The organism is Flavobacterium chryseum, from assembly GCF_004362015.1.
GTDB lineage: Bacteria > Bacteroidota > Bacteroidia > Flavobacteriales > Flavobacteriaceae > Flavobacterium.
In genome coordinates this window covers 287,392-308,377 of sequence record NZ_SNWW01000003.1, presented here as the reverse complement: position 1 = coordinate 308,377, position 20,986 = coordinate 287,392, and the positions used below count along the sequence as shown (strand labels likewise).

Below are 20,986 nucleotides of genomic sequence, written 5' to 3'. Positions count from 1 at the left end.
AATGATTGATTTTTTTTTAGAAAGTTATAAAAATGCTCCTTTGTGGCATATCGCTTTAGAATTTTTAGTCTTTGTATGTGGAATTTTAAGTGTTTGGTTTGCTAAAAAAGAAAACATTTGGGTGTATCCAACAGGTTTAATTGCTACTGTAATTTCGGTTTACCTCTTATATATTGCAGGTTATATTGGTGATATGATTATCAACGGATATTTCTCTGTAATGAGTATTTATGGTTGGTATGTTTGGGCAAAAGGAGGAACAAAAGAAGATAACTTACCAATTACGAGAACTAATCGTAATGAAAAAATAATCGGAATCTTACTCTTTTTTGTCACCATTTTTGTAGTTTTCGGCATTTATAAATATTTTGATTACGAAATTAAAGCTGACAATTATGTCGATATGATTTCATCAGGAATATTTTTTGCAGGCATGTGGTACATGGCCAGAAAAAAGATCGAAAACTGGACACTTTGGATTATTGGTGATATTATTGTAGTGCCTCTTTACGCCTATCGTGGCTTAGGGATGCTGTCACTTCAATATTTAATTTTTACAATTTTAGCTATTTCAGCTTATTTAGAATGGAGAAAAATCTTAGACAGCAAAAAACAACAATAATAAAAATTGCTTTATTTGGTCCTGAAAGCACAGGAAAAACCACTTTAGCAAAACAACTTGCCGCATACTTTGAAACCGAATGGGTTCCTGAGTTTGCACGCGATTATTTGCAAAATAAGTGGGAAGAAAATCAGCATATTTGCAATGCTGATGATATGATGCCTATAGCTTACGGACAAGTTGCTCTGGAAAATCAAAAACTTGCATCTTCAAAAAAATATTTATTTTGCGATACCAACTTAATGGTAACTAAGGTTTTTTCTGAAATGTATTATGGTTTCTGTGATCCTGCTTTGAATGAAGCAGCACTAGATCATGACTACGATCTGTTTTTCCTTACTGACATTGATGTTCCTTGGGAAAAGGACGATATTAGAGACACGCCAAAAGGAAGAGAAACGGTATTTTCGGTTTTCAAGCAAACATTAATAGATACTAAAAAGCCCTTTATTACCCTTTCGGGAGATGAGGAATTTAGACTGGCAAAGGCTACCGCTATTGTAGAGAGTTTGACAATTGCGAAACAAAAAGGATTTTCATCTCGTGATTTTGTTGAAATTTATAATCATGGAATTTCTTTTGATACTATATTAAAGCAACTTGAAATTTTTAAAGACGGAATTGCAAAAAGTAACTTAATAAGTCCTGCAACAATCAACAACGGAATTTTAAGTTTGACCGAAGAAGATTTTCAGGAGAAAGCCAATTATTTTGATCTTCAAAAAGCAAATCTTAAATTAAAGAAATTCGTTCCGGCTTCTGGAGCGGCAAGTAGAATGTTTAAGTTTTTAAGCACATTTTTGAGCGATTTTGACATTCAAAAAGAAACGATTAATGCTTATGTAAACAGAAAAAAAGACAGCAATTTATCTATTTTTATAGTAGCGATGGATAAGTTTCCGTTCTTCAATGCTGTCGATAAAAAGCTCAGAGAAATCTACCCTAATTTCGAAACTTTAGGAAGAGACTATAAAAATTACTACTTTATAAAAACATTATTGTCTTCAGATCATTTCGACTTTGCAAATAAGCCAAAAGCAGTTTTGCCATTTCATCAATATAAAACTCATATTGCTATTCCTATAGAAGAACATTTACATGAATGCGTGCATTATGCAACTTCAAATCAGGTTTCGAATTTGCATTTTACGGTTTCAGAAATACATCAAAGTCAGTTTGAGAAGGAGATAGAATTAGTTAAAGAAAAAGTCGAAAATTCATCAGGAGTTAAAATTAAAATTGGCTACTCTTACCAAAATAAAAGCACAGATTCTATTACCGTCAATGCTAAAAATAAAATTGTCAGAGATAAAAATGATTCTTTGATTTTTAGACCCGGAGGACATGGCGCTCTGATTGAAAACTTAAATAAGCTTGATGCAGATATCATTTTTATAAAAAACATAGATAATGTAATTCAAAATCATATTGATCAAATTGCGTTGTATAAAAAAGCTCTAGCGGGAATTTTAATTAATGTGCAGCAAAAGGTTTTTGGTTATTTGAATGCTATTGAAAAACAACATGTTAAACAAGATGATGTTGAAGAAATTGTTTCTTTTTTAATGCAAAAGCTAAATATTGAATTGAATAAGGATTTTAATAAATTTACTTTTGAAAATAAAATCATTAAGATTAAAGAATTATTAAACAGGCCAATACGTGTGTGTGGAATGGTTAAGAATGAAGGTGAACCCGGTGGGGGACCATTTTGGGTTATAAATGATAAAGGATCGGTTTCGCTGCAAATTGTAGAGACATCACAAGTAGACTTAACTAATGCAAAACAAGTCGAAATATTAGCAGAAGCAACACATTTTAATCCGGTTGATTTGGTTTGCGGAATCAAAAACTATAAAAACGAAAAGTTTGATCTTACACAATTTACCGATCCTAAAACAGGATTCATAGTAGAGAAAAGTGTTGAAGGAAAAACGGTAAAAAGTTATGAATTACCAGGTTTATGGAATGGTGCAATGGCAAATTGGCTGACTATTTTTGTTGCAGTTCCGTTAATTACTTTTAATCCTGTAAAAACCGTAAACGATTTATTAAAACCAGCGCATCAGCCACAATAATGGACATTGACAAAATCATATCAGAGCTTAGTTTTAAAGCCGTTAGAAGCAGTGGTGCCGGCGGACAAAACGTAAACAAAGTTTCGTCGAAAGTTGTTTTAACTTTTGATTTGAATGCTTCTCAGGCTTTATCTGAAGAAGAAAAATTGCTTTTACAAACTAATATAGCACCAAGACTAACAACTGAAAATATCTTAATTCTGAATTGCGACGAAGACAGAAGTCAGCTTAAAAATAAAGACATTGTTATAAAACGGTTTTTAGAAATTATCAAAAAAGGATTATTTGTTCCTAAAATTCGAAAAGCAACCAAGATTCCAAAATCAGTAATTAAAAAACGAATTAAGGATAAAAAGAATATTTCTGAAATAAAACAATCACGAAGAAAACCTGATTTAGATTAAATTTCAATTTATAAATTCCAAATTCAAAAAAACTCACTTCATGAAGTTTCAACTGGAATTTGGAATTTAATTTTTGGAATTTGTTTTTTATACACTACTTTTGTCCCGTCTCAAAGGGGTGCTCTAAATAACGAGCTGAGATCATACCCAACGAACCTGAGCGAGTAATGTCGCTAAGGGAAATAAACGACAAATTTTTAGCGTGCACACTTTACTTTGTCGTGAAACAAATTTATTAATTTAACAAAAAGAATAATTCCCCCTTTTATTCGTAATTTTTTACGGATGAAAACATTTTTTGAAGGTACTTTTAAAGGTGCTAAGTTACAAAGGTTCAAAGGTTCAAAGGTGAACTGTAAATCTATTTTCTTTCTTCTTTCTTCTATTTTCTATTCTCTTTACTCTTTCGCTCAGGAACAGGATTCTACCAAAGTCAATAAACTTGATGACGTGCTAGTTTCAGCAGTTCGTGTTACTACAAAAACGCCGGTTAGTTTTAGTAATCTGGATAAAAAAGATATAAAATTTAGAAATCTCGGTCAGGATATTCCAATTCTTATGAATTATTTGCCTTCGGTTGTAACCACTTCTGATGCTGGAAATGGTTTTGGATATACCGGAATCAGAGTCCGCGGAAGCGATGCAACAAGAGTAAATGTGACTATTAACGGAATTCCATACAATGATGCCGAAAGCCAGGGAACCTTTTGGGTAAATATGCCTGATTTTGCTTCTTCTGTAGAAAGTCTACAATTACAGCGTGGCGTTGGAACTTCAACAAACGGTTCTGGTGCTTTTGGTGCCAGTTTAAATATGCTGACAGATAATTATGCATCTAAAGCAAATGGTGAAATATCAAGTTCTTACGGAACTTTCAATTCTCGAAAAAACACCGTGAAATTTAGTACAGGTTTATTAAACGATCATTTTGAATTAGCCGGACGTTTGTCTGCCCTTAAATCTGATGGATTTATTGACAGAGGAAGTTCTGATTTAAAATCATATTTTTTGCAAGGAACGTATGTTGGCAAGACGACATTAATTAAAGCTTTGGCTTTTGGGGGAACTGAAAAAACATACCAATCCTGGAACGGTATAGACGCTGAAATGCTAAATAAAGACCGAAGATTTAATTCTGCCGGAATGTATACTGATGAAGCCGGAAATACCCGTTTTTATGATAATGAAACTGATAATTACCAACAAGATCATTATCAATTGCACTGGAACGAATCATTTTCGGATAAATGGAGTGCAAACTTAGCTTTGCATTACACAAAAGGAAAAGGCTACTACGAAAATTATAAAGAAGATGCCGATATGGCTGAGTATAATTTACTGCCTGTTGGAGTCATAACTACAACTGATTTAGTGCGTCAGAAATGGTTAGACAATGATTTTTACGGAACTACTTTTTCTGTAAAATATAAGGAAGAAAAACTGGATGTTATTTTTGGTGGTGGCTGGAACAAATACGAAGGCGATCATTACGGAAAAGTAATTTGGGCAAGATACGCTTCACAATCAGAATTGGGAGATCATTATTACGATGATTATTCAACAAAAACAGACGGAAATATTTTCGCTAAAGCCAATTATCAATTTACAGAAAAATTAAGTTTTTACGGAGATTTACAATATCGAAATGTAAAATACAAAGCCAACAGTTTAGAAACAGGTTTGGTTGACGACAACTTTAATTTCTTTAATCCAAAAGCAGGTTTGAATTTTGAAATCAATCAAAAAAACACCCTATATTTCTCTTACGCCAGAGCCAATCGCGAACCTAACAGGACCGATTACGAAGGCCGAAATGTAAGGCCTGAAAAACTGAATGATTTTGAATTAGGCTGGAGATTCAATTCAGAGAAATTTCAACTGACTTCAAATCTATATTATATGGCATACAAAGATCAATTGATTTTAACCGGAACCCTTGATGATGTTGGATCGCCAATTCGTTCGAACAGTGAAAAAAGTTACCGTTTAGGTTTTGAAGTTGATGCCACTATTAAATTGTCTGACAAATTTCTATTGCGACCAAACTTTACTTTAAGCAGCAATAAAAATGTTGATTTAGCTGTTGAAGGTCAAAATTACGGAACAACAGATATTGCTTATTCTCCATCAGTAATTGCAGGAAATATTATCATTTACAGTCCAATTGAGAATTTTCATATCTCGCTATTACAAAAATATGTTGGTGAACAATACATGAATAATATTGAATTGCCGGCAGCAAAATTGGCTGATTATTTTGTAAACGATTTGAATGTATCTTACGAAATAAAACCGAAATCTATTTTTAAATCGATTATAATTACTGGATTAGTCAATAATGTTTTAGACAAAAAATATGCTTCAAACGGATATATGTATGATGTTTATCCGTACTATTATCCTCAGGCGGGAATTAATTTCTTAGCCGGATTGACTTTAAAATTCTAAGAGATTTGATCCAATAAAAAAAGCCTGAAAATTTTAAATTTTCAGGCTTTTTTTATTTAATTGTAAACGTGAACAACGCCTCCGGAAAATTCAACCCGATATTGTTTCATTGGATATTCCTGACCTCCCTGTCCGGTAAACAGATTGTAAGAAGTTTTATCGCAGGAACAAACAGCATTTATACCATCAATTGTCATAGCAGTGCACGATGCTAAAGGCTGGTTTGGGCATGCAGCATCAAAAGCAGTGTAAGTTCCTTCACCCGTTTTCATAACAATTAAGCCTTTCGCGCCATAGTTAGAAACAAAAACCGGATTGCTAATATAGTTAAGGTTATTATAAGCGGGCAAACTAGTATTAAGATAAGCATTAACCGAATAATTAGGTATTTTAGGATTGCTATTGCTTCTATTGTTATCACTACAAGATAAAAATACAGAAGTTAATACGATGAAGAGCCAGAATTTTTTCATTATTTTAGAAGGTATTAGTGAAACAAAATTAAATTATTTAGTTTTGAATTCTATATGATTAACATATAATTATGTACTATTAAAAATAATAGTATATTTGTAATACAAAATCCCGTTCCGATGGGATTTTTTGTATTTATATAAACGATGAAGTTATGAGTAAAGTATCTTATTATACCGCAGAAGGATTAAAAAAATTAAAAGATGAATTGGAGCACCTGAAAAGTGTGATGCGTCCAAAAGCATCTCAAGATATAGCAGAGGCAAGAGACAAAGGAGATTTATCTGAAAATGCAGAATATGATGCGGCAAAAGAGGCGCAGGGTTTATTAGAAATGAGAATTTCTAAACTGGAAGAAGTATATTCTAATGCAAGATTAATTGACGAATCACAACTAGACGTTTCAAAAGCGTTGGTACTTTCTAATGTAAAAATTAAAAACCAAAGCAACGGAATGGAAATGACCTATACACTTGTTGCAGAAAGTGAAGCTGATTTGAAAACAGGAAAAATCTCAGTAACATCTCCTATTGGAAAAGGTTTACTTGGAAAATCTGTTGGAGAAGTAGCAGAAATTACAGTACCAAACGGAGTTTTGAAATTTGAAATCCTTGAAATTTCAAGAGACTAATTTTTTATTGTTTAACTGTTTAATCGGTTGTAGTTTAATCGTTTAAAAGTCAAAAAGCAAAAATCTAAGAAGTCTAATATCTAAAAAGTCTAAAAATCTAAACAATGTCAATATTTACCAAAATAGTAAACGGAGAAATTCCATCTTATAAAATAGCTGAAGATGAAAATTATTTAGCTTTTTTAGATGTAAATCCAAATGCGAAAGGGCATACACTTTGCATTCCAAAACAAGAAATCAATAAGATTTTTGATATGGATGATGAGTTGTATTTAGGATTAATGAAGTTTTCTAAAAAAATTGCAATTGCATTAGAAAAAACGGTTCCTTGCAAAAGAGTCGGAATGGCAGTTGTTGGTTTAGAAGTTCCTCATGCGCACGTACATTTGATTCCGTTAAACGAAATGGATGAAATGCGTTTTCATAATAAAGTTTCTCTTTCTAAAGAAGAGTTTGAAACTTTGGCTAAAAGTATTGCGGCTAATTTATAGAATCGCTTTATGAGACTGAGCGAAGTCTAAGTTCAAGTAACATAAGGTTTTGATAATAAAAAATATAAAGTGTAGTAAAATAATTTGCTACACTTTTTTATTTAACTGAATCTGAAAAGTAGTTCCTTTTCCAATTTCAGAGTGTAAAACCTTTATTTTTCCGCTATGATATTCCTCGACAATTCTTTTAGTTAAAGATAGTCCCAATCCCCAACCACGTTTTTTTGTAGTATAGCCGGGTTCAAAAATGGTTTTGAATTGTTTTTTCGGAATTCCGGTTCCTGAGTCTTTAACTTTTATTTTTACATGATGCGCATCTTGCTCAATATAAAGGTCTAAAGTTCCCTTTCCTTTCATAGCATCAATAGCATTTTTTACCAAATTTTCGATTGTCCAGCTATGAAGCGCGGGATTTATCATGGCTAAAATTGGTGTTTCCGGAACATGATATGAAAACGCAACCTGTTTAGAAAAACGAGATTGCAAATAATTATAAGTATCCAGCGTTTCAGCAATAATATCATGGGGCTCTAAAACAGGAATTGATCCAATTTTAGAAAAACGATCTGTAATAGTTTGTAAACGATCAATATCTTTCTCGATTTCTAATGTAATGGATGGATCGATTTCTTCTGTTTTTAAAATTTCAACCCAGCCAATTAAAGAAGATAAAGGTGTACCAATTTGATGAGCCGTTTCTTTTGCCATTCCCGCCCACAGCTTATTTTGAGTTGCCATTTTGGTGCTTTTATAGAAATTATAAATCAAAGCGCCACACAAAAAGATAATCAGCAATAAAGCAATCGGATAATATTTAAGTTTATTAAGTAAGGCTGAATTTCCGTAATATAATTTTTGATATTTTCCCGGAGAATATTCAAAAACAATCGGTTCGTTTTCGCTTTGAAGATTTCTCAAAAACTGCATTGATTTCTTCTCGTTATTTAATATTTCTTCAGGTACATTTCTGGTAGTCAGAATTTTGTCGTACATTGTTAGTATTACAGGAATAGAAGTGTTGTTGCTCGAAATTTGAAGCGGAAGTTCAAGATCAGTGTTTTCGTCGGCATTAATTAGTGCGATTTGTGCATTTGCCAAAAGCTTCATTTTGATTCTTTCCTCATTTTTAAAAATTTGGAAAAAAGTATAAGTATTCCAGAGAATCAGAGTAATGATCGAAAAGGAAATAAAAATGATGACCCAACGAGTTGTATTTCTACTTTCAGAAAAACGCATAAAGTAATTTTTGTGGTATAAATATAACGAAATATACACATTTAATATTTTGTATTGCGTTAAACATTTTTGTTTTTAAGTCAAAAACTATTTCTTTTGCTTAAACGATTTCTATACTTTTGTAGTTGCCAAAACGAGATTTGGTTAAAAAGAAAAAGTATGATTAGCATTGATCCAAAAGAGATTTCAACAGCAAAATTGCACGGCTATTTGCAAAGTACTGTAGGGCCAAGGCCTATTGCTTTTGCCAGTACAATGAGTACAAAAGGAATACCGAATTTATCGCCTTTTAGTTTCTTTAATGTGTTTAGTGCCAATCCGCCAATTTTGGTTTTTTCACCGGCAAGACGCGTGCGCGACAATACCGTTAAACATACTTTGATCAATGTTGAAGCCACTCGTGAAGTAGTAATTAATGTAGTTAATTATGATTTGGTACAACAAACATCATTAGCTAGTACAGAATATGCAGAAGGTGTAAACGAATTTATAAAAGCCGGATTAACACAAATTCCGTCAGATTTGGTAAAACCCTATCGTGTAAAAGAATCTCCGGTGCAGTTTGAGTGCAAAGTCACACAGATTATTCCGTTAGGAACAGAAGGCGGAGCAGGGAATTTAGTACTTTGCGAAGTGGTTAAAATTCATATTGATGAATCTGTTTTAGATGAAAATGGAGGTATTGATCAGCATAAGATTGATTTGGTTTCGAGATTAGGAAATAATTGGTATTCAAGATCTAACCAAGGACTTTTTGAAGTCGCAAAACCACTTACAACTTTAGGCGTTGGAGTAGACGTGATTCCGAATAATGTCAAGGAAAGCCCTTTTTTTAGTGGAAATGATCTTGGTAAATTAGGAAACATCGAAGCCTTGCCTACAACAGAAGAAGTTAGTATATTTGTGAAAGAAAATTTTTCTGTGAAAGGAGTTTTAAGCTCTGATGATCAGGAAAAAATATACTTAGAAGCTAAAAAATACCTTGATAATGATGACGTTGAGTCGGCTTGGAAAGTACTTTTAGCAAAAAAATAAGAAAAGAAACAATAATAAATATAGACGAAGATGGAAGTTACAGGAAAAGTTAAAGTGGTTAACCCAGAGCAACAAGTTAGTGCCTCATTTAAAAAAAGAGAATTAGTTGTTACTACTGATGAGCAATATCCACAACACATTTTAATCGAATTTACACAAGATAAATGCGATTTATTAAGTAGCTATAAACAAGGAGAGGCAGTAAAAGTTTCTATCAATTTAAGAGGAAGAGAATGGGTTAATCCACAAGGAGAAACCAAATATTTCAATAGTATTCAAGGTTGGAGAATTGAAAGAGTAGCTCCGGAAGGACCTGGACAAACTCCTCCAATGCCTGCTGCAGAAGCATTTGCTCCGGCTACTAATTTAAACGAAGACGAACCGGACGATTTACCTTTCTAAAAGAGTTTAAATTTCAAAAAACAAATTCCAAATTCCAAATCATTAAAGTGTATTTGGGATTTGGAATTTTGTTTTCCTCTCAGTTTGTGTCATTTCGACCGAAGGGAGAAATCACATCAAGTATTCGACAACAGTGCGTGATCAGCGTTGTGTGATTTCTCCCTTCGGTTGAAATGACACAGATTACATGGAATTTGGAATTTTCAACATTGGAATTTTATTTAAAAAATGTATTACATAGATAAAGATTTATATTTCCCTCCAGTTTCAGAAACCGATGAAGAAGGAATTCTTGCAGTTGGCGGCGATTTAAATCCAGAGCGGTTGAAGCTGGCTTACAGTAATGGTATTTTTCCTTGGTTTAATGAAGGAGAACCAATTCTTTGGTGGTCACCGGATCCCAGAATGGTTTTGTTTTTGGATGAATTGATAGTGTCTAAAAGCATGCGGAATATTTTGAACAGAAAGATGTTTAAAATTACCTTTAATCAAAATTTTGCCGAAGTCATTTCGAACTGCCAAAACATAAAAAGAGAAGGTCAGGACGGAACCTGGATTTCAAACGAAATGATTGATGCTTATTGCGATTTACATGCACAGGGAATTGCAAAATCTGTTGAGGTTTGGCAAGATGAGGTTTTAGTTGGTGGTTTATATGGCATTGATTTAGGTAATGTTTTTTGTGGTGAAAGTATGTTTTCAAAAGTATCGAATGCATCAAAGGCGGCTTTTATTACTTTAGTAAATTATTTAAGAGAAGGAAATTATAAACTTTTAGATTGCCAGGTTTACAATCCGCATTTAGAAAGTTTAGGCTGTCGCGAAATTGATCGTGATGAATTTATGTCTATTTTAAAAAGTTAGTAAAAATGAGTACAATTCATGTTGTAAAAGAAATTTATATTTATCCGATAAAAAGCCTGGCAGGAATACGTTGCCAAAGCGCTTTAGCTGAAGAAATGGGATTCGAAAATGATCGAAGATGGATGTTGATTGATGCTGAAAATCAAATGATAACGCAAAGAGAACATCGAATTATGAGTCAGTTTTATCCACAGATTTCAGAGGAAAAAATTGAAATTATTTTTGAAAACCAAAAACATGAATTTTTTATAAATGAAAATTTAGACCAACCAATTGATGTAAAAGTTTGGGAAGACGATAGCGAGGTCGTTGAAGTAAATAAAGCAACTTCAAAATGGTTTAGCGACAAGTTAGGTTTCGAATGTAAATTGGTCAAAATTATCAGAATTGGAAATCGTAAACATGAAAGTTCTAAATTAAAAGAAACCTTCAATGTAAGTCTGGCTGATGGTTATCCGTATTTATTAGTCGGAACAGAAAGTATGGATTTCTTAAATGAAAAATTACAGGATAAAATCTCTGTTTTAAGATTTCGTCCTAACATTGTCATAAGCAGTCAAAATCCTCATGAAGAAGATTATTTTGATACTTTTAAAATTGGAGAAGTTCAATTTAAAAATATAAAACCTTGCGGAAGATGTATTATGGTTAATAATGACCCTAAAAACGGCAAACTAAAAAAAGAACCACTAAAAACCTTAAGCAAATACAGAAACGTAAATAATTCAGTTTTATTTGGAACTAATATCGTGAGTTTCAATTCAGGAATTATTAGTGTTGGAGATGAAGTTGTTTTCTAGAAATTCAGTTTTGTAAAGCTCCAATTTAGCGTATTAAACAGCACTAGTTCATTTTTTAAGACAGGTAATTCTAAAATTAATTTTAGGGTTTCATGTGCCATCATTGTGCCAATAATTCCCGGTAAAGTTCCTAAAACACCATTCAAATTACAATTCGGAACATCTTTTGGATCTGGTATTTCCGGAAATAAATCACGCAGATTTTTACTTCCTTTATGATTAAAAACGGCAACCTGACCTTCATACTTTAAAATACTTCCGTAAACTAATGGTTTTTGAAATTGAACGCAGGTATCGTTGACCAAATAGCGTGTTGCAAAATTGTCTGAACCATCAACAATTATATCATATTGTTGAATAATGTGCGATGCATTTTCTAAAGTCAATTTTTCGGGAATTGCTTTAACTTCAATTAATGGATTCAGTTTTGAAACGACTTCTTTTGCTACAAGAGCTTTTTCCTGACCAATTTCATTTTCGGTATATAAAATCTGCCGATGTAAATTGTGAATTTCAATCGAATCAAAATCCATAATTCCAATAAAACCAACTCCAGCCGTTGCAATATATTGTAAAATGGGACAACCCAAACCTCCGGCTCCAATTACTAATACCTTTGCTTTTTTGAGTTTTTCCTGACCTTCATCTCCGATTTCCGGAAGAATGGTTTGTCTGTTGTAACGTAAAAATTCTTGTATAATGCTCATTGTAATTTTAGATTGCTGATTTTAGATTGAGGTTGGAATTTGGAATTTTTAGTTTGGAATTTCCTTAATTGAAACTTTTGTCCCAATCTTTCCAAACGGGTTCGTAACCGGAGTTTTTTATGATTTGGGCAATTTCTTTTGCAGAACGCTCATCGCTAATTTCAAATTGCTCTAATGATTGCGGATCAACAACATAACCACCCGGATTTGTTTTAGATCCAGCGCTCATACTGGTAACGCCAATGGGAATTATATTGTTTCTGAATTTTTCGTTTTCGCGTGTAGAAATCGAGATTTCCAAATCCTCATTCCATAAACGATAAGCACAAATAAGTTGTGTCAAATCCTTATCGTCCATAACAAAATTCGGTTCGATAATGCCTTCCGCAGGTCGAAGTCGAGGAAATGAAACAGAATATTTAGTTTGCCAATATTTTTTTTGAAGATAATCTAAATGTAAAGCATTAAAGAAACTATCCGTTCGCCAATCTTCCAAACCTAACAAGACGCCTAAACCTATTTTATGAATTCCAGCCGTTCCAATTCGGTCAGGAGTTTCTAACCTATAATCGAAGTTTGACTTTTTACCTTTTGTATGGTATTTTTTGTAAACTTCCTGATGATAGGTTTCCTGATAAACCAAAACCGAATAAACACCAGCTTCATGCAAACGTTCATAATCTTCTGTGGAAAGTGGCTGAACTTCAACAGAAATAATCGAAAATTGTTCTGTGATCAAAGCAATTGCATTCAGGAAATAATTAATATTTACGGTATAATTTGCTTCGCCTGTAACCAGTAAAACATGATCAAAACCTGTTTCTTTTAAAGCTTGAACTTCCAGTTTAATTTCATTATCAGAAAGTGTTTTTCGTTTGATTTTATTATCTAAACTAAATCCACAATAGGTACAAATATTCTGGCATTCGTTGCTTAAATAAAGCGGCGCATACATTTGAATGGTTTTTCCGAAACGTTTTTTGGTGATTTGATGGCATTGTTGAGCCATTTGCTCTAAATAATTTTGAGCAACAGGAGAAATTAAAACTAAAAAATCATCGAGATTTCGTTTGGTTTTGGTTAAAGAATATTCGACATCTTTTGATGTAGTTTTATATATTTTAGATTGAATGGTATCCCAATCATATTGCTCAAAAACTGATTTGAATGTTTTCATTGTATTGTTTTTTTTTACGCAGATTTTGCAGATTTAAGCAGATTAAAATTGATTTTAATTCAAGTCATGCTCTTTTATATTTTATTTGCTATTCTTTTTATATCATTCAAAATATTTAAGGTATTAAAATTTACGAGTAAGCCTAACCTCTTATTAGCTAGTCGGAGATATGTTGCAATTTGTTTATAATGTATTGGCGCCAATTCTTCGACAGATTTTAACTCAATAATTACTTTATCCTCAACTAATAAATCAAGTCTAAAGGCAGGATCTAATATTATTTCATCATATGGAATTGTTACTTCAATGTGCTTTTGGACTTTTAATTCTAGTTTTTCCAATTCATAAAACAATGCACTTTCATAGACAGATTCAAATAAGCCAGGTCCTAAATTGTTATATACTTTAAAAATTGCTCCTCTAATTTTATATGATATTTCATTTTCCATCATAATTCTTTACTTTGATCTCAAAACAAAAATAAAGAATTTTCTTTCATTTTTAATCCACTATTAAATTGATCAATCAAAAAAATAAATCAATTTTAATCTGCTTAAATTTGCAAAATCTGCGTGAAATAATTATTCATATAAAAAAGAAGTCAAAGGACTAGAAGCCACAGCATAATTTTGCTGAATAGCAATTCTAGCTTCAAAAGCTTTTCGGCCTGCTATAACAGCTTCCTTAAAAGCTTCAGCCATTAATTTAGGATTTCCGGCAACGGCAATTGCGGTATTTACCAAAACAGCATCGGCACCAATTTCCATTGCTTTTGCGGCATCAGAGGGAGCGCCAATTCCCGCATCGACAATTACAGGAACATTGCTTTGTTCGATGATAATCTCCAGAAAATCAATCGTTTTTAGACCTTTATTGCTTCCAATTGGCGAACCCAAAGGCATAACAGCGCAAGTTCCTGCATTTTCTAAATGTTTGCACAAAACAGGATCAGCATGGATATAAGGCAAAACAAAGAAACCAAGCTTGGCTAATTCTTCTGTCGCTTTTAATGTCTCAATAGGATCCGGCATTAAATATTTTGGATCCGGATGAATTTCGAGTTTTATCCAGTTTGTTTCTAATGCTTCACGAGCCAATTGAGCAGCAAAAACAGCTTCTTTTGCATTTCTGGCGCCTGAAGTATTAGGCAATAAATTTATTCTCGGATGTTTTAAATGCGATAAAATAGCATCAGTTTCAGTTTCGAGATCAATGCGTTTTAAGGCAACTGTAACCAATTCACTTTCTGAAGCTAAAATCGCTTCTTCCATTTGTTGGTTAGAACCAAATTTTCCCGTTCCGATGAATAGGCGAGAGTTTAAGGTTTTATCTCCAATTTTAAACAATGACGTTTGCATATAATTTTTCGTTTAGCTGTTTAATTAATTTCTTTTTTTGATCACTCTCTGTAATCATTCCTGAAACGGCAATTCCGTGAATTCCGGTTTCCATTAACGGATTTATATCTTTTAATGTGATTCCTCCAATGGCATAAACCGGAATCTCAATTTTGTTTTTTTTCATTTTTTGAAGAATTTCAAAATAGCCTGATAAACCCAAAATCGGACTTAATTTTTCTTTTGTTGTGGTAAACCTGAAAGGTCCCAAACCAATATAATCACAGCCATTTTTTACATGATTTTCAATATTTTCAAAGTTATTTGCTGTTCCTCCAATGATTTTGGTATTTCCTAAAATGGCTCGTGCTTCATCAATTTTCATATCTGATAAACCCAAATGAACCCCGTCAGCCGCGATTTGCTGTGCGAGATATAGATTGTCATTTACAATAAAATTGGCGAGATATTCTTCGCATAAAAGCTTTACAGCTTCGGCTAAAGCAAAAGTGCTTTTTGCATCTTGATCTTTAAATCGCATTTGTATCCAGTCGCATCCTGCATCTAGCGCCTGATGAATATTATACAATTGTTCTTCGATTGTTTTTCCCTGTGAAATGTATTGCAGTTTATGATACATAATGATATCCTATTAAAGTTGAAGTTGAACTCAGGTATTTTTCAATGTAGGTTTTAGCATTTTTGCAGGCTTCCGTAATAGGTTGATTTAGGGCTAAATTGGCTGTAATAGAAGAGGATAATACGCATCCCGAACCATGTTTTTCGGAACATTTTTTTTCTGAAGACAAAAAGTCGATAATTTCATTTTTAAGAAATAATCTATCCGTACCAACATTTGCGGTATTATGTCCTCCTTTTAATAAAATAGGAGTTTGAATTTCATTTTCTAACAAAAATTTATTTTCAGGAAATCCCGGAAATAAAAATTCCATTTCATGATAATTAGGTGTAATCAAATCAATTTTAGATAGGACTTTTTCTAAAAATAATTCATCTTCAATCTTTGTAAATTCAAATTTTGTAGATGATTTTAAGACTGGATCCCAGACAATCTGCGTTGCTGGAGAAAGCAGTTTTACAGTAGAAAGAATTCTGTTTAAATATTCTAAAGAAGGCATAATACCAATTTTTACAGCGCTAATTGTGTAGCTTTGAAATAAAGTTTCAATAGAACGAATTACAAAACTCAAATTAGTCCATTCAATGGCATGAAACTCATTTTCAGTTTGAATGGTGTTGGCCGTTATAATGGCAAAACCAGTAACCTGATGCTGTTCGAATGTTTTGATATCTGCCAGAACACCTGCGCCTCCTGAAGGATCAAAACCAGCTATACTGAGTACGAACGGACGATTTTTTGACATAATTTAAATTGTTTTATTGGATTTTCATTCTTCCAGATACTTCCTAAAAGTGCGACATCATCAAAACCATTTTGGAGTGTTTTTTCAATATTTTCAGCATTAATTCCGCCTAATGCGATAACTTTTGCTTTAAAATTGGTTCTTGATTTTAAAGATTCAAAAAGATTCTCTCTTGGATGATAATCTTCTTTTGAAATGCTGGTAAAAACCGGACTTAAAAAAGCGTAATCAAAATCATTTTCTAAAGAATTGAAATCTTGAATGGAATGTGTTGCTGTTGATTTATACTTACAATGTTTTGGAAAGATTGAGGGATTATTAACTTCGTATTTTCTTTCTTTTTCAGAAAAATGAAATCTGTTAATTCCAAAATTTTCCGCCAGATCATGATGATTATGCAATACCAATTTAGAACGATGTTCTAATTTTATCTGATGAATAAAGGAAGCCATTTCAAATTCAGAAAAATCAGGTTTCCGAATATGAAGCAAAGACAATCCTTCTTCAAACAAAGAATTAATAATGCTTATTTCAGCTTCAATAAAAGAAGGATTTGTTATCACAATCATATCTTTTCTCTTTATTCTTTCCTCTATTTTCTAAATATAAATCTCTTTCCCTTGCTCAATAAATTCTTCTGATTTCTCCTGCATACCTTTTTCGGCTGCGGCGACGTCGCGAATTTCCTGCGATATTTTCATAGAACAGAATTTAGGTCCGCACATCGAACAGAAATGGGCCACTTTTGCTCCATCAGCAGGAAGCGTTTCATCATGAAATTCTCTCGCTGTGTCAGGATCAAGTGAAAGATTAAATTGGTCTTCCCAACGGAATTCAAAACGTGCTTTACTTAAGGCATTATCACGATATTGCGCACCCGGATGACCTTTTGCCAAATCTGCAGCATGAGCAGAAATTTTATACGTTATTACGCCATCTTTTACATCTTTTTTATTGGGTAAACCCAAATGTTCTTTCGGTGTTACATAACACAACATGGCGCAACCGTACCAACCGATCATTGCAGCCCCAATTGCCGAAGTAATATGATCATAACCCGGAGCAATATCAGTAGTTAATGGTCCTAAAGTGTAAAATGGAGCTTCATGACAATGTTCTAATTGTTTGTCCATATTTTCTTTAATCATATGCATTGGTACGTGACCAGGGCCTTCAATAAAAACCTGAACATCATGTTTCCAGGCAATTTTGGTTAATTCGCCAAGAGTTTCTAATTCGGCAAATTGAGCGGCATCGTTAGCATCTGCAATAGAACCCGGACGCAAACCATCGCCTAAAGAAAAAGCAACATCATATTGTTTCATAATTTCGCAGATTTCTTCAAAATGGGTATACAGAAAGTTTTCTTTATGATGGAATAAACACCATTTCGCCATGATCGATCCGCCCCGGGAAACAATTCCGGTAACGCGATCAGCAGTTAAATGAATGTAACGCAGTAAAACTCCTGCATGAATCGTGAAATATGAAACGCCTTGTTCTGCCTGTTCGATTAAAGTATCTCTAAAAACTTCCCAGGTTAAATCTTCGGCAATTCCTTTTACTTTTTCTAAAGCCTGATAAATTGGTACCGTTCCAATTGGGACTGGTGAATTACGAATAATCCATTCTCTGGTTTCATGAATATTTTTTCCCGTTGATAAATCCATAATCGTGTCTGCACCCCAGCGACACGCCCAAACTGCTTTTTCAACTTCTTCTTCAATGCTTGAAGTCACAGCGCTGTTTCCAATATTTGCATTAATTTTCACTAAAAAGTTGCGCCCAACAATCATCGGTTCACTTTCCGGATGATTGATGTTGTTTGGAATTATGGCTCTTCCACAAGCTACTTCGCTACGAACAAATTCAGGAGTAATTTTACTTTTTGGCGTGTTAGCTCCAAAACTATGTCCGTTGTGCTGGCATCGCATCGCTTTAGTTTGCTCGTTTAAGAGTTCAATTCTTTGGTTTTCACGAATTGCAATATATTCCATTTCTGGAGTTATAATTCCTTGTTTGGCGTAGTACAATTGCGTTACGTTATTCCCTTTTTTAGCACGTTTTGGCTGATGTAAATATTCGAATCGAAGATGATTTAAACTTTCATCTTTTAATCGGCTTTGACCGTAATCAGAACTTATTTCTTCAAGAATTTCAACATCATTTCGATTCAGAATCCAACTTTCGCGTAAGCGCGGTAATCCTTTTCGAATGTCAATTTCGATGTTTGGATCTGTGTATGGACCAGAAGTGTCATAAACCGTTACGGGCGGATTTTTCTCGATTCCACCATTTGAAAGTTTCGTGTCGCTAAGAATAACTTCACGCATTGCAACTTTTATGGGATGAATTTCACCGTTAACATATACTTTTTTGGAGTTTGGAAAAGGTGTTCTGGAAATTTGTTCTTCGTTAGTCATAGGAGAGAAGTTATGAGTTATAAGTTATGAGTTTGTAGAGGCGCACAGCAGTGCGTCTACGCCATATATGTTATTGGAATTTGTCCCGAAGTTTCGGGATTGATTTGGAATTTTATTTCTAACCTCCCTGTGTAGCAGAAATGATTAGAATTTCATCACTTTCTTTTACGAGGTATTCGTTCCAGTTGAGTTTTGGAACAACAGTATTATTAATGGCAACAGCAATTCCGTTTTGTTTATTGGGAATTTCGAGATCGAGTAATGACTGAATGCTAAGTGATTCAGCATTGAAATGTTTTACTTGTTGGTTGATTTTTAATTCCATTCCTTTTTGAATTAGTATAGTTATACTTTAGGAATGGCTACAATTACGCATAGAAATGCGCGCAGAAGTCATCTTACTTTTCCCTACGCTAGTATGAACTAGATCAGGTTCAGAGGGTAAAATCTCAGCCTACAAAATTGTAGACACCCCTAAAGTGTGAAGCAAATGTAGTAATTTTTTGTTTGGTTGTTTAAAAAAGTTTCAAGTTTCAGGTTTCAAGTTTTTGTAAAACCGAAAACTCAGACTAAAAACTGAGACTTTTTAGTTTGTTCTTTTCCAGCAATTTTCGGCGTGATCATTGACCATTCCGGTTGCTTGCATATGTGCGTAAATTACGGTTGAACCAACAAATTTAAAACCTCTTTTTTTTAAATCTTTACTGATTTCATCTGAGAGTGGCGTAGTGGCTGGAACATCTTTTGAGGTTTTTGGATTATTTATAATAGGTTTTCCGTTGGTGAATTTCCAGATATAATCTGAAAAACTTCCAAATTCCTGCTGTACTTTTATAAAAGCCTGAGCATTTGAAACGGCTGCTTTGATTTTAAGTTTGTTGCGGATGATTCCGTTATTTTGCATTAAATCTTCGATTTTATCTTCAGAATAATTAGCAACTTTTTTGTAGTCGAAACGATCAAAAGCAACTCTAAAATTATCTCTTTTGTTTAAAATGGTAATCCAACTCAATCCTGCCTGAAAGGTTTCGAGAATTAAAAATTCAAATAAAGTAGGATCGTCATAAACAGGAACTCCCCATTCTTCATCATGGTACTTTTTATATAAATCGCTGGTTGTACACCAGCCGCATCGTATTGGTTCCATTTTTTATTTCAAATGTATAAAAAAACCTCAAATCAGTTAAGATTTGAGGTTTTCAAAATTATTAATCTGTAAGAATTAGATTTTTTTGTAAACGCTGATAGTTGACAAAGTTACACCACTTTCTGTGTATGTAATTTTTGTTTTTAATCTACTACCTGTTAATTCCAGTACTTCTAATACTTCAGTTTCGTCATCTCCTGTATATTTTCTTGTAATTTTGCTACCATCTTTTGTCCATGTTCCAGTTTCAGACGATGTATTACATTTATCATTTGTATATTCTGAATAAGTATCAGTAAATTTACCATCTTGTAAATATTCTGCAATTTCAGTTTTGCAACCTCCTTCATTTTGAACTGGTCCTACTGCTTCTTTTCCGTCATAACCTACTCCAACTTCTGTAAGTTCCCATTTTCCTTCTAAAGTTCCTTCATTATCGTCATCACTACTACAAGATGATGTTGATAAACCTAATGCTAATACTGATAAAAAAAGAATGCTTAATTTTTTCATTTTTGGTCTGATTTAATTGTTAAAATTTTTAACAAAAATAGCATCTTTTTTGACATTTAAGCAGCTTATAATAAGTATTTTCGGCCTTAATTAACATTTTTTTATAATATACTGAAAATCAAGTGTCTGATTTTATGATTTATTTTCCTATTTGCCAACTATACCCTTTTACACCGGGAATATAAGCAGAACGGCCAATTATGACAAGTTCATGGTATATTCTTTTATCGTGCTTAATGCCAATTGCGCTTCCGGAGGTGTAGAGTTTATTAGCTTTAAATCTAATTTTCATTAAGCCGTCTTTAAATTTTGCATCTGAAACTTTTTCTATAAACCAGGTCGAACGCCATTTTACTGCAATTTCATCTTCGGCAGTTTTTGTAATGCTTTTTACTATTTTAACAGCTTCTTCAGGAATTTCAAAATTTTGGGTTAATTGTTTTTGAGTTAAAGTCTCGCCAATTTTACTGCCGGAAAGAATCTTACGTAAATTAGCAAATGTCATTAAAGTTTTATTGCCCTCTTCGCTGAGGTCTAGCGTGTTATTTACCGGTGTATCGTTTTGAATTTGTGGGATGACTGGAATTTCATCTTTGGCAATAAAATTATTTTTTTTATGAGAGTTCATCTTTTTAAGATCATTCGTAATGGCTACAGTATCTAAAGAAGTTGTTTTTAGCGTTTTTTTAGGAGCTGATTTTAAAGCGCTTACAGGACGTAAGATTTCTTTCTTGGGTGGTTTTTTCTGATTATCGCAACCATAGAAGCAATACGTTACTATTAGAAGTATAAGTATATAAGTTTTTTTCATT

Annotated in this window: 24 protein-coding genes and 1 riboswitch; of the genes, 10 read left to right on the top strand and 14 right to left on the bottom strand. The window is 33.1% G+C overall.

Annotated features, from left to right (window positions below):
* The first annotated feature begins 1 nt into the window (after position 1).
* The 4 genes from pnuC to EV143_RS07850 all read left to right on the top strand — a co-directional run bounded on the left by pnuC (position 2) and on the right by EV143_RS07850 (position 5,552).
* A complete protein-coding gene (gene pnuC, locus EV143_RS07865) occupies positions 2 to 622 on the top strand; it encodes a nicotinamide riboside transporter PnuC (RefSeq protein ID WP_133507414.1) in 621 nt (206 codons plus the stop codon).
* Positions 586 to 2,700, top strand: a complete 2,115-nt coding sequence (locus tag EV143_RS07860; RefSeq protein ID WP_133507413.1) for a DUF4301 family protein — start codon at positions 586 to 588, stop codon at positions 2,698 to 2,700. The genes pnuC and EV143_RS07860 overlap by 37 nt, the downstream gene beginning before the upstream one ends.
* Complete coding sequence (arfB, locus tag EV143_RS07855) at positions 2,700 to 3,104, top strand: alternative ribosome rescue aminoacyl-tRNA hydrolase ArfB (protein WP_133507412.1); 405 nt, start codon at positions 2,700 to 2,702, stop codon at positions 3,102 to 3,104. Before EV143_RS07860 ends, arfB begins: the two co-directional genes overlap by 1 nt.
* Before the next feature lie 285 nt (positions 3,105 to 3,389).
* Positions 3,390 to 5,552 carry a TonB-dependent receptor gene (locus tag EV143_RS07850; protein ID WP_133507411.1) on the top strand — a complete coding sequence of 721 codons (2,163 nt, stop codon included), beginning with the start codon at positions 3,390 to 3,392 and terminating at the stop codon, positions 5,550 to 5,552.
* A 56-nt stretch (positions 5,553 to 5,608) separates the two neighbouring features.
* Here EV143_RS07850 and EV143_RS07845 read toward each other — a convergent pair whose 3' ends face one another.
* Positions 5,609 to 6,025, bottom strand: coding sequence for a Rieske (2Fe-2S) protein (locus EV143_RS07845; protein ID WP_133507410.1), 417 nt, complete (start codon positions 6,023 to 6,025; stop codon positions 5,609 to 5,611).
* Between the two features lie 155 nt (positions 6,026 to 6,180).
* Here EV143_RS07845 and greA point away from each other — a divergent pair, with 155 nt between their 5' ends.
* Positions 6,181 to 6,657, top strand: coding sequence for a transcription elongation factor GreA (gene greA / locus EV143_RS07840; protein WP_133507409.1), 477 nt, complete (start codon positions 6,181 to 6,183; stop codon positions 6,655 to 6,657).
* A gap of 104 nt (positions 6,658 to 6,761) precedes the next feature.
* A complete protein-coding gene (locus tag EV143_RS07835; protein WP_133507408.1) occupies positions 6,762 to 7,148 on the top strand; it encodes an HIT family protein in 387 nt (128 codons plus the stop codon).
* Positions 7,149 to 7,235: 87 nt separating this feature from the next.
* On the opposite strand, the gene EV143_RS07830 is transcribed toward EV143_RS07835, so the two are convergent.
* Positions 7,236 to 8,384 (bottom strand): sensor histidine kinase, encoded by a 1,149-nt coding sequence (locus EV143_RS07830; RefSeq protein WP_133507407.1) that lies wholly within the window; start codon positions 8,382 to 8,384, stop codon positions 7,236 to 7,238.
* Positions 8,385 to 8,543: 159 nt separating this feature from the next.
* Here EV143_RS07830 and EV143_RS07825 point away from each other — a divergent pair, with 159 nt between their 5' ends.
* The 4 genes from EV143_RS07825 to EV143_RS07810 all read left to right on the top strand — a co-directional run bounded on the left by EV143_RS07825 (position 8,544) and on the right by EV143_RS07810 (position 11,485).
* Positions 8,544 to 9,419, top strand: coding sequence for a flavin reductase family protein (locus EV143_RS07825; RefSeq protein WP_133507406.1), 876 nt, complete (start codon positions 8,544 to 8,546; stop codon positions 9,417 to 9,419).
* A 30-nt stretch (positions 9,420 to 9,449) separates the two neighbouring features.
* Positions 9,450 to 9,821, top strand: a complete 372-nt coding sequence (locus tag EV143_RS07820) for a DUF3127 domain-containing protein (RefSeq protein WP_133507405.1) — start codon at positions 9,450 to 9,452, stop codon at positions 9,819 to 9,821.
* Between the two features lie 228 nt (positions 9,822 to 10,049).
* A complete protein-coding gene (gene aat / locus EV143_RS07815; RefSeq protein ID WP_133507404.1) occupies positions 10,050 to 10,685 on the top strand; it encodes a leucyl/phenylalanyl-tRNA--protein transferase in 636 nt (211 codons plus the stop codon).
* Between the two features lie 5 nt (positions 10,686 to 10,690).
* Complete coding sequence (locus EV143_RS07810) at positions 10,691 to 11,485, top strand: MOSC domain-containing protein (protein WP_133507403.1); 795 nt, start codon at positions 10,691 to 10,693, stop codon at positions 11,483 to 11,485.
* Here EV143_RS07810 and EV143_RS07805 read toward each other — a convergent pair.
* The 12 genes from EV143_RS07805 to EV143_RS07750 all read right to left on the bottom strand — a co-directional run bounded on the left by EV143_RS07805 (position 11,482) and on the right by EV143_RS07750 (position 20,985).
* Positions 11,482 to 12,192 carry a HesA/MoeB/ThiF family protein gene (locus EV143_RS07805; protein WP_133507402.1) on the bottom strand — a complete coding sequence of 237 codons (711 nt, stop codon included), beginning with the start codon at positions 12,190 to 12,192 and terminating at the stop codon, positions 11,482 to 11,484. The genes EV143_RS07810 and EV143_RS07805 overlap by 4 nt on opposite strands.
* Before the next feature lie 64 nt (positions 12,193 to 12,256).
* A complete protein-coding gene (thiH, locus tag EV143_RS07800) occupies positions 12,257 to 13,369 on the bottom strand; it encodes a 2-iminoacetate synthase ThiH (protein ID WP_133507401.1) in 1,113 nt (370 codons plus the stop codon).
* Between the two features lie 74 nt (positions 13,370 to 13,443).
* Positions 13,444 to 13,821, bottom strand: a complete 378-nt coding sequence (locus tag EV143_RS07795) for a GxxExxY protein (RefSeq protein WP_133507400.1) — start codon at positions 13,819 to 13,821, stop codon at positions 13,444 to 13,446.
* A 129-nt stretch (positions 13,822 to 13,950) separates the two neighbouring features.
* On the bottom strand, positions 13,951 to 14,727 hold the full coding sequence (locus tag EV143_RS07790; RefSeq protein WP_133507399.1) for a thiazole synthase: 777 nt from the start codon (positions 14,725 to 14,727) through the stop codon (positions 13,951 to 13,953).
* Positions 14,708 to 15,346, bottom strand: a complete 639-nt coding sequence (locus EV143_RS07785) for a thiamine phosphate synthase (RefSeq protein WP_133507398.1) — start codon at positions 15,344 to 15,346, stop codon at positions 14,708 to 14,710. The genes EV143_RS07790 and EV143_RS07785 overlap by 20 nt, the downstream gene beginning before the upstream one ends.
* Positions 15,336 to 16,091: a hydroxymethylpyrimidine/phosphomethylpyrimidine kinase gene (locus EV143_RS07780; protein ID WP_133507397.1), complete on the bottom strand. Its 756-nt coding sequence runs from the start codon at positions 16,089 to 16,091 to the stop codon at positions 15,336 to 15,338. Before EV143_RS07780 ends, EV143_RS07785 begins: the two co-directional genes overlap by 11 nt.
* Positions 16,058 to 16,660 (bottom strand): thiamine phosphate synthase, encoded by a 603-nt coding sequence (locus EV143_RS07775; RefSeq protein ID WP_133507396.1) that lies wholly within the window; start codon positions 16,658 to 16,660, stop codon positions 16,058 to 16,060. The genes EV143_RS07780 and EV143_RS07775 overlap by 34 nt, the downstream gene beginning before the upstream one ends.
* Positions 16,661 to 16,690: 30 nt before the next feature.
* On the bottom strand, positions 16,691 to 18,514 hold the full coding sequence (gene thiC / locus EV143_RS07770; RefSeq protein ID WP_133507395.1) for a phosphomethylpyrimidine synthase ThiC: 1,824 nt from the start codon (positions 18,512 to 18,514) through the stop codon (positions 16,691 to 16,693).
* A gap of 118 nt (positions 18,515 to 18,632) precedes the next feature.
* Complete coding sequence (gene thiS / locus EV143_RS07765; protein ID WP_133507394.1) at positions 18,633 to 18,839, bottom strand: sulfur carrier protein ThiS; 207 nt, start codon at positions 18,837 to 18,839, stop codon at positions 18,633 to 18,635.
* A 63-nt stretch (positions 18,840 to 18,902) separates the two neighbouring features.
* Positions 18,903 to 19,000, bottom strand: a riboswitch (TPP riboswitch).
* Between the two features lie 100 nt (positions 19,001 to 19,100).
* Positions 19,101 to 19,661, bottom strand: coding sequence for a DNA-3-methyladenine glycosylase I (locus tag EV143_RS07760; protein ID WP_133507393.1), 561 nt, complete (start codon positions 19,659 to 19,661; stop codon positions 19,101 to 19,103).
* A 75-nt stretch (positions 19,662 to 19,736) separates the two neighbouring features.
* On the bottom strand, positions 19,737 to 20,174 hold the full coding sequence (locus EV143_RS07755) for a lipocalin-like domain-containing protein (protein WP_133507392.1): 438 nt from the start codon (positions 20,172 to 20,174) through the stop codon (positions 19,737 to 19,739).
* Positions 20,175 to 20,313: 139 nt separating this feature from the next.
* A complete protein-coding gene (locus EV143_RS07750) occupies positions 20,314 to 20,985 on the bottom strand; it encodes a hypothetical protein (RefSeq protein ID WP_133507391.1) in 672 nt (223 codons plus the stop codon).
* Position 20,986: the final 1 nt, after the last annotated feature.